The 14,501-nt window shown below is 50.3% G+C and carries 12 protein-coding genes; 5 read left to right on the forward strand and 7 right to left on the reverse strand.

Annotated features, from left to right (window positions below; genetic code table 11):
• Window positions 1-3 precede the first annotated feature (3 nt).
• The gene (locus PanJK_RS21620) at window positions 4-1,398 is read left to right on the forward strand and encodes a glycoside hydrolase family 1 protein (RefSeq protein ID WP_265302842.1); all 1,395 of its coding nucleotides are present in this window, start codon (window positions 4-6) and stop codon (window positions 1,396-1,398) included.
• A 39-nt stretch (window positions 1,399-1,437) separates the two neighbouring features.
• On the opposite strand, the gene licT is transcribed toward PanJK_RS21620, so the two are convergent.
• Window positions 1,438-2,301 carry a BglG family transcription antiterminator LicT gene (gene licT, locus PanJK_RS21625; protein ID WP_265302844.1) on the reverse strand — a complete coding sequence of 288 codons (864 nt, stop codon included), beginning with the start codon at window positions 2,299-2,301 and terminating at the stop codon, window positions 1,438-1,440.
• 303 nt (window positions 2,302-2,604) lie between these two features.
• On the opposite strand from licT, the gene fliD reads away from it, so the two are divergent.
• On the forward strand, window positions 2,605-4,017 hold the full coding sequence (fliD, locus tag PanJK_RS21630; RefSeq protein WP_265302847.1) for a flagellar filament capping protein FliD: 1,413 nt from the start codon (window positions 2,605-2,607) through the stop codon (window positions 4,015-4,017).
• A gap of 62 nt (window positions 4,018-4,079) precedes the next feature.
• Here fliD and yajD read toward each other — a convergent pair whose 3' ends face one another.
• A complete protein-coding gene (yajD, locus tag PanJK_RS21635) occupies window positions 4,080-4,427 on the reverse strand; it encodes an HNH nuclease YajD (protein WP_008106321.1) in 348 nt (115 codons plus the stop codon).
• 209 nt (window positions 4,428-4,636) lie between these two features.
• Between yajD and PanJK_RS21640 the strand changes: the two genes are divergently transcribed.
• Complete coding sequence (locus PanJK_RS21640; protein ID WP_265302848.1) at window positions 4,637-6,103, forward strand: glucosyltransferase domain-containing protein; 1,467 nt, start codon at window positions 4,637-4,639, stop codon at window positions 6,101-6,103.
• A 69-nt stretch (window positions 6,104-6,172) separates the two neighbouring features.
• On the opposite strand, the gene PanJK_RS21645 is transcribed toward PanJK_RS21640, so the two are convergent.
• Together PanJK_RS21645 and PanJK_RS21650 are read right to left on the reverse strand one after the other, a co-directional pair.
• The gene (locus tag PanJK_RS21645; RefSeq protein WP_256698868.1) at window positions 6,173-7,204 is read right to left on the reverse strand and encodes a methionine synthase; all 1,032 of its coding nucleotides are present in this window, start codon (window positions 7,202-7,204) and stop codon (window positions 6,173-6,175) included.
• 29 nt (window positions 7,205-7,233) lie between these two features.
• Window positions 7,234-8,217 (reverse strand): DUF1852 domain-containing protein, encoded by a 984-nt coding sequence (locus PanJK_RS21650; protein WP_256698867.1) that lies wholly within the window; start codon window positions 8,215-8,217, stop codon window positions 7,234-7,236.
• 307 nt (window positions 8,218-8,524) lie between these two features.
• On the opposite strand from PanJK_RS21650, the gene PanJK_RS21655 reads away from it, so the two are divergent.
• Complete coding sequence (locus PanJK_RS21655; RefSeq protein ID WP_154156752.1) at window positions 8,525-9,064, forward strand: DUF2058 domain-containing protein; 540 nt, start codon at window positions 8,525-8,527, stop codon at window positions 9,062-9,064.
• A 20-nt stretch (window positions 9,065-9,084) separates the two neighbouring features.
• On the opposite strand, the gene PanJK_RS21660 is transcribed toward PanJK_RS21655, so the two are convergent.
• The gene (locus tag PanJK_RS21660; RefSeq protein WP_265302851.1) at window positions 9,085-9,768 is read right to left on the reverse strand and encodes an RluA family pseudouridine synthase; all 684 of its coding nucleotides are present in this window, start codon (window positions 9,766-9,768) and stop codon (window positions 9,085-9,087) included.
• A gap of 189 nt (window positions 9,769-9,957) precedes the next feature.
• On the opposite strand from PanJK_RS21660, the gene PanJK_RS21665 reads away from it, so the two are divergent.
• A complete protein-coding gene (locus PanJK_RS21665; protein WP_256698865.1) occupies window positions 9,958-10,440 on the forward strand; it encodes a cold-shock protein in 483 nt (160 codons plus the stop codon).
• A gap of 82 nt (window positions 10,441-10,522) precedes the next feature.
• Here the strand turns inward: PanJK_RS21665 and PanJK_RS21670 are convergent, their stop codons facing one another.
• Window positions 10,523-12,166, reverse strand: coding sequence for a methyl-accepting chemotaxis protein (locus tag PanJK_RS21670; RefSeq protein WP_265302853.1), 1,644 nt, complete (start codon window positions 12,164-12,166; stop codon window positions 10,523-10,525).
• Window positions 12,167-12,404: 238 nt separating this feature from the next.
• On the reverse strand, window positions 12,405-14,477 hold the full coding sequence (gene glgX, locus PanJK_RS21675) for a glycogen debranching protein GlgX (protein ID WP_256698862.1): 2,073 nt from the start codon (window positions 14,475-14,477) through the stop codon (window positions 12,405-12,407).
• Between the last annotated feature and the right edge of the window lie 24 nt (window positions 14,478-14,501).

The raw sequence follows: 14,501 nt of genomic DNA on the forward strand, positions 1-14,501 counted from the left end.
CAGATGACTAAACGTTTCCCGGACGGATTTTTATGGGGCGGCGCCGTGGCCGCCAACCAGGTTGAAGGCGCGTATCAGGAAGGCGGCAAAGGTTTATCGACCTCCGACCTGCAACCCAAAGGCATTTTCGGTGCGCGCGTCGAGCGCAGCGGTGATGATTTTGGCATCAAAGATACCGCCATCGATTTCTATAACCGCTTCCCGGAGGACATCAAACTGTTCGCCGAAATGGGCTTTACCGTGCTGCGTACCTCAATTGCCTGGACGCGCATCTTCCCGCAGGGTGATGAAGCGGAACCTAACGAAGCGGGATTAGCCTATTACGATCGCCTGTTCGATGAGATGGCCAAATACAACATCACGCCGCTGGTGACGCTGTCGCATTATGAAATGCCGTATGGCTTGATCAAAAAGTACGGCGGCTGGGGCAATCGCATCACCATCGATTGCTTTGAACGCTATGCGCGCGCGGTGTTCACCCGCTTCCAGCACAAGGTGAAACTGTGGCTGACTTTTAATGAAATCAACATGTCGCTGCACGCGCCGTTTACCGGCGTGGGTCTGGCGGAAGAGAGCGATCAGCAGGCGATCTATCAGGCGATTCATCATCAGCTGGTGGCGAGCGGTCGCGCGGTGAAAGCCTGCCACGAAATCGTTCAGGACGGCAAAATCGGCAACATGCTGCTCGGCGCGCTGCTCTATCCGCTGAGCTGCCGTCCGGCAGACGTGTTGGAAACCTTGCAGCAGAACCGCGAATGGCTCTTCTTTGGCGATGTGCAGGTGCGCGGCGCGTATCCGGCCTATATGAAACGCTTCTTTGCCGATCGCGGCATCAGCATCGCAATGACCGAAGAAGATAAGCGCGACCTGCAAAACACTGTCGATTACATCTCCTTCAGCTACTACATGACCGGTTGCGTCACCACCAATGAAGAAGAGAACCAGAAAGCGCGCGGTAACATTCTGTCGATGGTGCCGAACCCGCATCTGCCGAGCTCCGATTGGGGTTGGCAGATCGATCCTGAAGGGCTGCGCATTCTGCTTAACATCCTGTATGACCGCTATCAGAAGCCGCTGTTTATAGTGGAAAACGGGCTTGGCGCTAAAGATGTGGTGGAAGCGGACGGGCAAATTAACGACGATTACCGTATTCAATATCTCAACGATCATCTGGTGCAGGTGCGTGAAGCGATTGAAGATGGCGTGGAGGTGATGGGTTATACCTGCTGGGGACCAATCGATTTGGTCAGCGCCTCAAAAGCCGAGTTTTCCAAACGTTATGGCTTTATCTACGTGGATCGCGATGATGCGGGTAACGGCACGCTGGCGCGTTCACGTAAGAAGAGTTTCTTCTGGTATCAGGACGTGATTCGCAGCCATGGCGAAGCGTTGAAGTAAGTGGGTTGATTGAAGGGTGCGCAATCATGCGCACCTGGTTTACGCCTCGTCCGCATCATCCTGTAACGCCAGCGTCTCTTTGCGTACCCGCTCAATGTGAATGGTGAGGAACATGCGCTCCTCGCTGGAGAGCTCATACAGATATTTCTGCTGAATATGCTTATCGATCTTCTCTGCACATTGATAGGCGAGCGGATATTTGTCGCGCACCACATCATGCAGCGATTCATCCTCGCTCCACACGCCGCGTTTGCCCAACATGCGCTGTGCAAAGAACTTCAGGTGGTTGACGAAGCGGTTGTAACTCAAGCTCTCGGTGCGGTAATCCAGCTGAAGGCGATACTTCACGATATGCAGGATCTCTTGCATAAATTGCGTGATGTGCGATACATCGGCGAAATCGCTGCCGAGCTGCGCATTCACCAGATGCAGGGCGATAAATCCGGCCTCATCTTCGGGTAACTCCACGGCAAGCCGTTTGTGAATCAGCGCCAGCGCTTCGATACCTAGGGAAAACTCTTTCGGATAGAGCGTTTTGATTTCCCACTTCAATACGTTACGAATCGGGATGCCTTGCTGGTGGCGCTCAATCGCAAAATGGCAGTGATCGCACAGCGCGATAGAGAGACTTTCATGCAGCGGCTGACCCAGCTGCTGACGCGCATTGGCAATGATCAGTTCGCTGGTGGTGATCACCTCAAGCGGAATATCCGACAGCAATTCGCTGAGCCGGCCTGTCAAGGTATCACTTTGCAGCGCAAACACTTTTTCGATCTGCTGCGCATCCAGTTCGTCGCCGACGCGCTTCTGAAACGCCAACCCGCGTCCCATCACAACCTGTTCTTTGCCGTTGTCGCCCAGCACTACCGCGACATTGTTGTTGAGGATTTTCGCTATTTTCATTTTTATCTGCCCTGAAAATAAAAAACCTGACCCACCGGGAGGACGGCGTGTCAGGTTTTGCCTGCGCTGAACGCAGTAACAATCTCGCAAGATCATAATCGGCTGTGCTTATCCGACAAGCACAGCGACAGTTAAATGTGAAATGCATCATATTTCCAGTGCGATTAATCAACAGTGATCGGGCGCTAACGACGCGGCTTTTTATGTTTGTAAGGATAACGTAAGGAAATGATCAGATTTTTATAAAGTTTGCGTTAAGGCTGCCGATAGTACCGTAACGTTAAATTAACAGGAGTTGCGTTCATGACTGGGATTTCAACATTAGGCGTCGGTTCAGGACTGGGTTTAAGCACCATCCTCGACAAACTGACTGCGGCAGAAAAGCAATCGCTGGCACCGATTTCCAAACAACAATCGGCGGCGACCGCCAAGTTGTCCGCCTACGGTACGCTCAAAACCGCGATTCAGACTTTCCAGACGGCTAACAACAAATTAAACGATGCCGCCCTGTATACCTCGACGACCACAGCATCCAGTTCAACAGCGTTTAGCGCCGATTCCAACGGCAATGCGTTGGCGGGCAAATACACCATAAGCGTGCAGAAACTGGCGCAATCGCAAACGCTAACCAGCGATGCCAAAACCGATATCAAAGCGGCGATTGGTAGCGATGCTGATTCCCGAACCCTGAAATTTGTCACCGCCGAAGGTAAAGAGAAGAGCATCACGCTGACCAAAGATCAGACCTCGCTTTCTGCCATTCGTGACACCATCAACAAGTCCGACGTTGGCGTCACCGCTAGCCTGATTAAGGTCTCGGCCACTGAATACCGCTTGTCACTGACTTCCTCTGCATCTGGCACCGGCAATGCAGTGAAATCGCTGAGCGTGACCGGCGATGATACCTTGCACGACTTTATCGGCTTTGATGCGACAAATGCTAGCAGCAGCGGCATGACGCAGAGCGTCGAGGCGCAGAACGCCAAGCTGACTGTTAATAATGTGGCGATTGAGAGCAGCAGCAACGTGATCACCGACGCGGTGGAAGGCATCACGCTGAAGCTTAACGATGAAACCAGCGGTAATCAGACGCTGACGGTGAGCAGCGATACCAACAAGGCGAAAACCGCCATTACTGATTGGGTAAATGCCTATAACTCGCTGCAGGATACGATGGCGAGTTTGACCAAATACACGCCGGTGGATGCGGGTAAAGATCCGGACGGGAAGAATGGGGCGCTGATTGGCGACGGCACGCTGCGCAACATTCAGGTGCAGATGAAGAGCATTCTGGCGAACACTTCCGGTTCCAGCGTTTACAAAACGTTATCGCAGGCGGGCATTACCACTGATCCCACCAATGGGCAACTTAAGTTGGATGCGACCAAACTGACCACCAGTTTGCAGGTGAAGCCAGAAGCGATTCGCGACATGTTTGTTGGCGATAGCAAGAAAACCGGCGTTTCGACCGTACTGAACAACACTTTCACCACGTTCCTCAGCAGCAAAGGCGTATTGCAGGGCGCAACGGATACCATCAGCAAGAAGCTGAATACATTGACCGATCAGTACAATACCGCCAGTAAACGTATCGATGACACTATTGCGCGCTATAAAAAGCAGTTCACCAATCTGGATAAAATGGTTAGCGTGCTGAATAACACCAGCAACTATCTCACCGAGCAGTTCAGTAATAGCACTAAGACTAATAAGTAAGGAATGATCTGTCGCCATCGTAGGGTCGTCATTCATGGCGACCTCTATTTCAAACAAAAACCTTACTTCTTCTTATTCAACATGGCCTTCAAATCGGCAAACGGATTATAGGTGGCTTCACCCACATCTTTTTGCGCATCTTCTCCTGCCACAACCGTTGTACCGTACTGATCCGCTTCGGTGTATTTCGAATGTTCATGGTCGTGACAATACAGGCACAACAACTCCCAGTTACTGCCATCTTCCGGATTATTGGTGTGATCGTGATCGATGTGATGAACGGTTAATTCGCGCAGATTGGAATAGACAAATTCGCGCGAGCAGCGGCCGCATACCCACGGATAGATTTTTAATGCTTTTTCACGATAGCCGCTTTCCAGCCGCGTGTAATTTTTAGGGATCAGAGCCATTGCCGACGTTGCCTGTGAGAAAGAGATAAAGTGCCATGTTATCCGCACAGCCCTTGCCTGCCAATGATGTTTATCATCCCTGAGCATCCCTTCTAAAAAACCGCCTACACTTGCTTGTATCTACGCGGAAATAAAAGTCCGCCCGCCCCGATCGATGGAAATTCGCTAATAAAATGATGCCCGTAAATGATCCTCCGTCGGCAAGCCGGATGCAGCGTATCGCGTTGACCATGATGATGGGAATGCTCGCGACGATTCCTGTCTGGACCCACAAAATTTATTATCGGGATGACCTTTACCGGATCCTGGATGGGGATAGATCGACATGGCTGAGCAATGGAAGACCGGGCACCTGGTTATTACAGGCTTTGATCTCTTTTGGTAATACGCTCAGCGATGTTTCTCCGCTTAATTTACTGCTCGGATTGCTGGCGCTGAGTGTTGCGGCTGTGCTCTTCACTGAAAAGCTTAAAATTCCTTTGATTGGCTGCTGGTCATTTGTACCGCCAATTTTTATCGTGCTTAATCCCTTTCTGGCGCAGGGAATGCTGTATACCTTTGACAGTTTCACCATTCTTTTGTCATTCGCTGGCGCCATGCTGGCAAGCCTGGTGAACCGATCCAAGCCGTTTCAGGCGGTTATGTACACGGCGCTAATATTACTGCTGATTCAGACGCTCTATCAGCCAGGACTTAATGTCTATATTGCCTGCGTAGCGTTACTGGCTATTGCACGGTTGAATAATGATCAATCAACATGGACGTGGCTGGCTGGGAAAATAGTGGCGCTGGGCATTGCCATTGTGGTCTATAAACTGGCGATGAATTATCTGCTGCCGGTAAAGATCGACTGGTACAGCATGAAACACAGCAAGCTATTACTACCCAATTTAGAGTCTTTGCCAGTCATCATCGAGACGATTAAAACCTTCAGTCGCCTCTTTATTAGCGCTTATCCGCGCGGCATGATGATATTTTTATTGCTGCCTTTGCTGATGCTGCTGTCAGGCCTTATTGTGATGGCACTCAATTTAAAACAGCAGCGTAAATTCACGGTAAGCGCAGCCATCTTGATGCTAAGTGGGGGATTAATTGTCATTATGGCGATTCCCGGTCTTTCTTTGGCATTAGCCACTCCCTTATTTGCACCACGCATGTTGGGCGCCAGCAGCATTACCTTCCTGTTCTGTTTCTACTTATCCGTGCACGCTTTACCTGCTATAAGAAACTGGCTGGCGGGATTCAGTGTCATCTTGCTGTTTTATCATCTGGTGGTGATGTTGATAAGTTTCAACACGGTGGTGAACGACCAACGTTACCAAATGGATGTAATGAATCAGATTAAAATCACGCTGTCGATTCCTGGCGCACAATCGATTGATTCCCTCGCGTTTGTTGGTCAGCTGAATGATGCTCCGGAAGTACAAACCAATATTCGTAACTTCCCCATCATCGATCATATTCGGATGAAAATGCTGGGTGAGTCTGAGGGGTGGATTTGGCTGGCTTTGATTAAAAACGCTGGCTTGAGGTTGAAAGCGTTGAAAGCAACGGAAGAGATGAGAGTGATTAAACCACGCCAGTATCTTTCGCAAGGAACGGATTTTGACGCTTTTCAGGAGGGGCAAACGATGATAATTGATTTCAGAAAGTCGGGCGGGCAGGTTAATCACTGATTCAGCTGCTCGGTCCGGGAATGATTGTCATATCCCGGACCGAGTTTTATATGGTGCTATTTGGCGGCGTTATTTATTCATCAGCTCTTTACGTACGATCTCCGCACCGGCGCTTAACGCATCCAGTTTGCCTCTTGCCACGCCGCGCGGCAAAGGAATCATGCCGCAGTTGGTGCAAGGATAAAGCTTATCGGCGTCGACAAACTGCAGCGCTTTACGCAGCGTCGCGGCAACTTCTTCAGGCGTTTCAATGGTATTGCTCGCCACATCAATGGCGCCAACCATCACTTTTTTACCGCGAATCAGTTCCATTAATTCCATCGGCACATGTGAGTTTTGACATTCCAATGAGATGATATCGATATTCGACTTTTGCAGTTTAGGGAAGATCTCTTCATATTGACGCCACTCGGTGCCCAGCGTCTTTTTCCAGTCGGTATTGGCTTTGATGCCATAACCGTAGCAAATATGCACAGCGGTTTCGCATTTCAGCCCTTCGATGGCTCTTTCCAGGGTAGCGATACCCCAGTCATTCACTTCGTCAAAGAAGACGTTAAATGCAGGCTCATCAAACTGAATAATATCGACGCCCACCGCTTCTAACTCTTTGGCTTCTTCATTGAGAATTTTAGCGAATTCCCATGCCAGTTTTTCACGGCTTTTATAGTGGTTATCATAAAGCGTGTCGATCATGGTCATTGGACCCGGCAGCGCCCATTTAATGGGACGATCAGTTTGCTGACGCAAAAACTTAGCATCTTCAACAAACACGGATTTTTGACGGCTTACCGGGCCAACCACGGTCGGAACACTGGCATCATAACGATCGCGGATTTTTACGATCTCGCGCTTCTCAAAATCCACGCCGTTAAGGTGTTCAATAAAGGTGGTAACAAAGTGCTGACGCGTTTGCTCGCCATCACTGACGATATCAATGCCTGCTTGCTGTTGATCTTCCAGACACAAACGCAGCGCATCTTGCTTACCGTCGGTTAATTCCTGATCTTGTAATTTCCACGGCGACCACAATGTTTCGGGCTGAGCCAACCATGATGGTTTCGGCAAACTACCAGCAGTGGAAGTCGGTAATAATTTTTTCATAGCAGGTGACCTTCTATTTTTATGGGTGATCAAAGAACGGGAGTAGCAAACCATTGCTCAAGAATAGTTTGGTAAGGCTTAATAAAGCGCTCTTCCGTGAACTTCCCTTGTTCAACTGCCAAATGGCTACGTTCTTCTCGATCATAAACAATTCGCGTTAAAGAATAATCCTGATGATTTAAGCTTGGCTGATATTGATTACCGGCGGCCGAATTAGCATTGTAAATCTCAGGGCGGTAAATCTTCTGGAACGTCTCCATGGTGCTGATAGTACCGATCAGCTCAAGATTGGTGTAATCACGGAGTAAATCACCATGGAAATAGAAAGCCAATGGCGCAGCACTGTTTGCCGGCATGAAATAGCGCGCCCGCAGGCCCATTTTTCCGAAATATTCATCCGTCAGTGAGAGTTCATCCTGCTGATATTCAATGCCCAATACCGGATGTACATTGCCGGTGCGGTAATAGGTATTTTTACTTGAAACGCTCAGGCAGATAACCGGTGCTTTATTGAAGTTAGCTTTGTAGGCATCTGAGTTAACGAAATTCTTGAAAATATTGCCATGCAGATCGCCAAAGTTATCCGGCGTACGGAATTCAGTGTGGCTCTTATTATGCTCAGACAACACAACGCTGAAGTCATAATCACGTACGTAGGAAGAGAAGTTATTGCCCACAATCCCTTCGATGCGCTCATTGGTTTTTTTATCAACGATATTCGTTTTCAAAATTTCAATGACTGGGAAGGTATTGCCATTGCCTTCAGCACCGAGATTCAGCTCAGCCGTAATAATCTCCAGCTCAACCGCATAACGATCGCTTTTTGGGTTGTCCCAATGCGCCAGAGAATTAAAGCGGTTATCAATCATCACCAGCGCGTTGCGCAGATTCTCCTGACGCTTCTCACCGCGCGCCAGATTCGCAAAGTTGGTGGTGATGCGTGTATTGCTCGAAGGATTGTAATTTTCGTCGAAACGAAGGCTCTTAACCGTAAAAGTAAAGGCGTTGTTCATTTTAGTCTGCTGTCCTGATTATTAATATAAAGCCTTGCTGTGGCTGGATTTTTTACGCTTTCCCCTTGTTCTTTTCGGGTACTCTCAATCAGCAGGCTTCATATTATTTTAAGTTATTAACGATGATACTTTTATGCCTGAGTCACTGGTTGAAAAAAAGTGATTTAATTTCATCGAACATGAAGGAATTTCATGATGAGAGGAATGATGAAGATCGTGCGCACAGCAGTCAGCCCGTGCGGTGTGGCACAGACTTCATCATTGCAGGTATACTCTCCCCAAATTTTTTAACGGGTCAGACACGAAAATGGCAAAACTCACCTTACAAGAGCAAATGCTGAAAGCAGGCTTAGTCAGCAGCAAAAAAATGGACAAGGTCCAACGAACCGCTAAAAAATCACGCGTTCAGGCTCGTGAGGCCAGAGAGGCGGTGGAAGAGAACAAAAAAGCGCAGCTGGAGCGTGATAAGCAGCTGAGTGAGCAGCAAAAACAGGCGACTTTAGCTAAAGAGTATAAAGCGCAGGTTAAGCAGTTGATCGAAATGAATAAAATCGATATTTCGAAAGGCAATATTGGTTTTAATTTCACCGACAATAATCTGATCAAAAAAATCGACGTGGATAAGCTGACCCAGACCCAACTGATTAATGGCCGCCTTGCCATCGCGCGACTGAGCGTGGATAGCAATGGTGAGAGTCAATACGCGATTATTCCTGCCAGCGTTGCGGATAAAATTGCCCAGCGAGATGCGAGCAGTATCGTATTGAACAGTGCGCTGAGTCAGGAAGAGCAGGATGAAGACGATCCGTACGCTGATTTCAAAGTGCCAGATGATTTGATGTGGTAATCACAACGCCGGTTATGCAGTCAGAACGGGCAGACATTGCGGACGTTTACAGGCTCACCGCTTACCGGATGAATAAAATTCAACTCGCTGGCGTGTAACATCAAACGCGGCGTTTGTTCGCTACCTGGCAGCAAGCGCCCGCCATACAGATCGCAACCCAAAATCGGATGGCCCAACTGCTGGCAGTGAATGCGCAGTTGATGCGTGCGTCCCGTTTCAGGTGTGAGTTCAACCCGCGTTAATGGCAGCATCCCGTCATGCGTACGCTCAATGACACGATAGCGTGAACGAGCAGGTTTGCCATTGACTGCGCAAATCGTCATCATCGGAAACAGCGCCGCATCTTTAGCAATTGGCGCGTCGATCACACCTTCATCCTCAGCCAGATGCCCACACAACAGCGCGTGATAAATCTTGGTTACGCTGCGCTGGCTGAACTGCTGGCACAATGCGGCATTCATCGCCTTGTTGCGGGCAATCACCATTAACCCCGAAGTACCGAAATCCAGCCGATGCACCAATGTGCAGCCGGGGAACAGCTTTACTAATCGATGATGCACCGAATCGAGATTGAGCGGATTTTTCCCCGACAGGCTGAGCAGGCCAGCAGGTTTATTGATCAGCAGCAGATGCTCATCCTGATAGAGAATCTCAATTTCTTCATCGCAAGGCGGGGCAATAAAGTGATCGATAATGGTAGACATCAAAACGCCCGGATTGTGAATGGAGGCGGATAATAACGAATTTTCAACTAGCTGGCGAATCTGGTGGATAAGCACTCGCCTGGCCAAAAATTATCGTCCAGACTTACAGCAAAGACGTGGTCTGCGCAGGCAATGTGCTTTACACTGCGCGCTGAAAAAACTGAGTAGATAACGATTAGGTAGGCGGCAATGGCGATGAACGGAACGATCACAACCTGGTTTCAGGATAAAGGTTTTGGATTTATCAAAGATGAAAATGGCGATAACCGCTATTTCCATGTGATTAAGGTCGCTAACCCTGAGCTGATCAAGAAAGATGCCGCGGTGACATTCGAGCCGACAACCAATAACAAGGGTTTGTCAGCCTATGCGGTGAAAGTCTTACCCGAAAGCAAATATATCTATATTGCCGGTGAGCGCCTTAAGCTTACGTCGATCAAGTCTTACGTGGTTTACAGCGAAGAAGTGCCGGTTGAGACGCGTATCGATAAAGAGAATACCGTGCTGTCAGTGGGTATTTTGATGAATAGCATCAAGCCGAAAACAGATATTAAGCCGGATGAAGTGCGCTCACTGAAAAAACTGGCGATTACCACTTTTCAGGGCACAACCTTGATTTTCACGGCAGATGAAATCGATATTGATGCCACGGTGAAAATGCTGAAGGTGTAATGCCAGTTAGTTAAGAGGTCGCCATGAATGGCGACCCTACGTTTTTGTAGGGTGCGCAATCATGCGCACCGGCTAAAACATCTTAAAAACTCTGCCAATCCGCATCATTCACCACCGCAACGCGCGAGGGTTTAACGAATGAAGCCGTACGCATCACAGCCTGCTTTTGATGAACCTCGCCCACACCCGCAACATGGAATTTACCCACCAGCTGATTCAGATTCCCGGCCTGCTCCTGCAGTGACTGCGAAGCGGCAGAAGCTTCTTCCACCAGCGCGGCGTTCTGCTGCGTGACATCGTCCATCTGATTCACCGCTTGCTGCACCTGTACAATGCCCTGGCTCTGCTCAACGGCGGCAGCGGCAATCTCTTCCATCAGCTGGCTCACCTGATGAATGGCATCATTCATTACGCTCATATTGCGGCCCACGTCGCTGGCCTGCGCGGCACCGGCTTCAGTCAAACGATGAGACTCTTCAATCAGCGTCTTAATTTCACGCGCGGCGGTGGTGGAACGCTGCGATAAGCTGCGAACTTCACCGGCGACCACGGCGAATCCTTTGCCATGCTCACCGGCACGTGCGGCTTCAACAGCCGCATTGAGCGCCAGGATATTGGTCTGGAAAGCAATGCCTTCAATGATCGAGACGATTTCGGTCACTTTGCGCGAGCTACCACGAATGTTATCCATGGTTGAAAGCATAGTGGTCAGTGATGTGCTGCTCTTCTCCGACAAGCCGCTGGCGTTAGCAGCAAGCTGACTCGCCTGGCGGGTGTTATCGGCAGTCTGGCGTACGGTTTCGCTCAGTTCGGTCATGCTGGCAGCAGTTTGTTCCAATGATGCCGCCTGCTGTTCGGTGCGTGACGAAAGATCTTCGTTGCCCGCGGTGATCTGTACCGATGCGCTGCTCACCGATTGTGACGCCTGCCGTACGGACGAAAGGGCAACTGATACGCGATCCATCAAGACGTTAAACGAGTGCGCCATATTGCCCACTTCATCACGACGACTTTCATCCGCCTTCAAGGTTAAATCGAGGTTCTCGCTGGCGGTCATCATCACTTTACCCGCCGCAGACAAGCTGCGACGAATACGCAGTACAGTGAACAGCGACAGCACACCAAAAATCAGTACAGTGGCGATAACGCCAGCAATGGTGGTCCAGAGCACCGAATGGAAGGTACTTCGGTTGGTGGCGCGCAGTTCATCGCCGATGGCGATATTCAGTTGCAGCTGTTTTTGATAATCACTGATCAGCTGTCGGATGGCGGCACCGATGCCGGTTTGTCCGTTGATCAGATCCATACTGATGTCATTCTGATGGGCGCGTGATGCCGCTAAGAAGGGCGGGAGCGCGGCAATGACATGCTCAATATTGGCGTAAGCAACTTCCGTTAAGCGCTTATCTTCATCATTAGAGATATCGTTTGCCATGTAGTAATCGGTTTGTGATTTCAAATCCGCCAGCTGTTTCTGGATCTCATTCTCAATCACCGGCATTTTACTGTCGTCGGTCTGGCTTTTATGTTTGTACAGCGTCAGCGCCAGTTGGTTACTACCATCAATCAATTTGCCAAGATCCTTGATCGAGGGAATGGCATTAGCCTGTACATATTCAAAACGATCCTGAAAACCTGAAAGCAAAGAAATGGCGAGGACAGCTTGTAGGATGATGGCACCAAACAGGATGGAGAATGTGGCAAACAGACGTTGGGAGATGTTCATTTCATTATCCTTAATCTTAAAGCATCCCGGCTTTGGCAGCTCAGGGAAGAGGGCAAGTTAATAACCATCGGCAGATTAAGGAATTTAGTTAATTTAATTTATCCGGTGCGCATGAATGTTATCCGGTGCGCATGAATGCGCACCCTACGAAAACCTCGCCAAACAGCTGTAGGGCCGCCATTCATGGCGACCGTTTAACGTTTACCCGATGTGCATTACGCCATCAATGGCAACCCGGCTATGGCCTGCGGAACAGCGCCAGGCTGCGGCCTTCGAGCTCGAAATCCTTTTCTTTAGTAATCACCAAACCCTTCTCAACGCTGTCCGACGTCGAAAGCTCCAGTACCCAGCCGCCTTCACCAAACTGGGGAATACGGAACGGCACGTTGCCTTCGTACGGATTAAACAGCATCAACACGTCATGCCAAATCCCTTCCTCCGTCTCTAAATCCGGGCGACCGAGATACACCCCAAGCGTGGTGCCATCATCCCATTGATCGGCCTGCTGGAAACCGCCACCGGCGTTAAACCATTTGATTTCCATCCCATCGCGCCAGCTTTCACGCCGCAGCAGCGGCTGTTTGGCTCTTAACGCCAAAATATGCCGTGTAAAGTCGCGCAGCGCATCAGCGGAAGGCGGCAGGTTTTCCCAGTGCAGCCAGGAAATCTCGCTGTCCTGACAGTAGCCGTTGTTGTTGCCAAGCTGACTGCGACCAAACTCATCGCCTGCCAGCAGCATCGGCGTGCCGTGCGAGAACAGCAGCGTGGCGAGGAAATTGCGTTTCTGCCGCTCGCGCACCGCATTGATGCCTTCATCGTCCGTCGGGCCTTCCGCGCCGTAGTTGTACGAACGGTTCTCGTTGTGGCCGTCGTTGTTATCTTCGCCGTTGGCTTCGTTGTGTTTCTCGTTGTACGACACTAAATCGTTCAGCGTGAAGCCATCATGCGCGGTAAGGAAGTTGATGCTGGACCACGGACGGCGACCGCGCTGATCGTAGAGATCGCCGGAACCGAGCAGGCGCGCGGCGAAATCATTTGTGACCATGTCACCTTTCCAGTATTCACGCACCGTATCGCGATACTTGTCGTTCCACTCCGCCCAGCCTGGCGGGAAACCACCAACCTGATAGCCGCCTGGCCCGATATCCCATGGCTCGCCAATCAACTTCAGTTTGGACAACACCGGATCCTGCATGATGGCGTCAAAGAAGCCACTACGTTCGTCAAAGCCTTCCGGTTCACGACCCAGCACGGTGCCGAGATCGAAGCGGAAGCCGTCGACGTGCATCGATTCGGCCCAATAACGCAGCGAATCCAGAATCATCTGCAGCACGCGCGGATGCGAGGTATTCACCGTGTTGCCGGTACCGGTATCGTTGATGTAGTAGCGATGCTGATCCGGCAGCGTGCGGTAATAGGAGTAGTTGTCGATGCCTTTAAACGACAAGGTTGGGCCGAGTTCATTACCCTCGGCAGTGTGGTTATAGACCACATCAAGAATCACTTCGATGCCGGCATCGTGGAAGGCACGCACCATATCGCGGAAGCCCTGAATGCCGCGCGGACCAAAGTAGCGCGTGGCCGGCGCGAAGAACGCCAGCGTGTTGTAGCCCCAGAAGTTTTTCAGACCGCGATCCAGCAGATGTTGATCGTCCGGGAAACCGTGCACTGGCAGCAGTTCCACGGTAGTCACGCCGAGGCTTTTGATGTAATCGATCGAGGCCTGATTGCTCATCCCATCGTAAGTGCCGCGCATCTCTTCAGGCACCGCTGGATTAAGCTGGCTGAAGCCTTTCACATGGGCTTCATAAATCACCGTTTTCGACCATGGAATATTGGGGCGATTGGCATCCTGCCAATCGAATTCGTTGGGATCGATGACGACGCATTTCGGCGTAAATGGCGCGCTGTCGCGGGTATCAAAACTGAGGTCTTTGTCTTCATGCAGCAGGTCGTAAGCAAAGTGCGACTCGTCCCACTGCAATTCGCCCGCCAGTTCGCGCGCGTAAGGGTCGAGCAACAATTTATTGGGGTTAAAGCGATGGCCATTTTCCGGCTCGTACGGGCCATGCACGCGATAGCCATAAAGCGCGCCGGGCTGCAAACCGGGAATATAGCCGTGCCACACTTCATGGGTATATTCCGGCAAATCGAAGCGGGCGATTTCGTTTTCGCCGCTTTCATCGTACAAACACAGCTCAACTCGCTCAGCGCAGGCTGAAAACAGGGCAAAGTTCACGCCCTGGCCATCATAGTTAGCGCCAAGCACTTGTCCCGAACCTGCTGTAATTTCCAGATGCTTACTTGTCATCAATAATTCTCCACACAGATTAAT

Origin of the sequence: Pantoea sp. JK (genome assembly GCF_026130245.1) — a bacterium.
GTDB classification, from domain to species: Bacteria; Pseudomonadota; Gammaproteobacteria; order Enterobacterales; family Enterobacteriaceae; genus Pantoea; species Pantoea trifolii.

What these genes read in the sequence shown, in the direction of transcription:
- PanJK_RS21620 (WP_265302842.1), top strand. Translation starts at nt 4, where the DNA reads ATGACTAAACGTTTCCCGGACGGATTTTTATGGGGCGGCGCCGTGGCC.
- licT (WP_265302844.1), bottom strand. Translation starts at nt 2,301, where the DNA reads ATGAAAATAGCGAAAATCCTCAACAACAATGTCGCGGTAGTGCTGGGC.
- fliD (WP_265302847.1), top strand. Translation starts at nt 2,605, where the DNA reads ATGACTGGGATTTCAACATTAGGCGTCGGTTCAGGACTGGGTTTAAGC.
- yajD (WP_008106321.1), bottom strand. Translation starts at nt 4,427, where the DNA reads ATGGCTCTGATCCCTAAAAATTACACGCGGCTGGAAAGCGGCTATCGT.
- PanJK_RS21640 (WP_265302848.1), top strand. Translation starts at nt 4,637, where the DNA reads ATGCAGCGTATCGCGTTGACCATGATGATGGGAATGCTCGCGACGATT.
- PanJK_RS21645 (WP_256698868.1), bottom strand. Translation starts at nt 7,204, where the DNA reads ATGAAAAAATTATTACCGACTTCCACTGCTGGTAGTTTGCCGAAACCA.
- PanJK_RS21650 (WP_256698867.1), bottom strand. Translation starts at nt 8,217, where the DNA reads ATGAACAACGCCTTTACTTTTACGGTTAAGAGCCTTCGTTTCGACGAA.
- PanJK_RS21655 (WP_154156752.1), top strand. Translation starts at nt 8,525, where the DNA reads ATGGCAAAACTCACCTTACAAGAGCAAATGCTGAAAGCAGGCTTAGTC.
- PanJK_RS21660 (WP_265302851.1), bottom strand. Translation starts at nt 9,768, where the DNA reads ATGTCTACCATTATCGATCACTTTATTGCCCCGCCTTGCGATGAAGAA.
- PanJK_RS21665 (WP_256698865.1), top strand. Translation starts at nt 9,958, where the DNA reads ATGGCGATGAACGGAACGATCACAACCTGGTTTCAGGATAAAGGTTTT.
- PanJK_RS21670 (WP_265302853.1), bottom strand. Translation starts at nt 12,166, where the DNA reads ATGAACATCTCCCAACGTCTGTTTGCCACATTCTCCATCCTGTTTGGT.
- glgX (WP_256698862.1), bottom strand. Translation starts at nt 14,477, where the DNA reads ATGACAAGTAAGCATCTGGAAATTACAGCAGGTTCGGGACAAGTGCTT.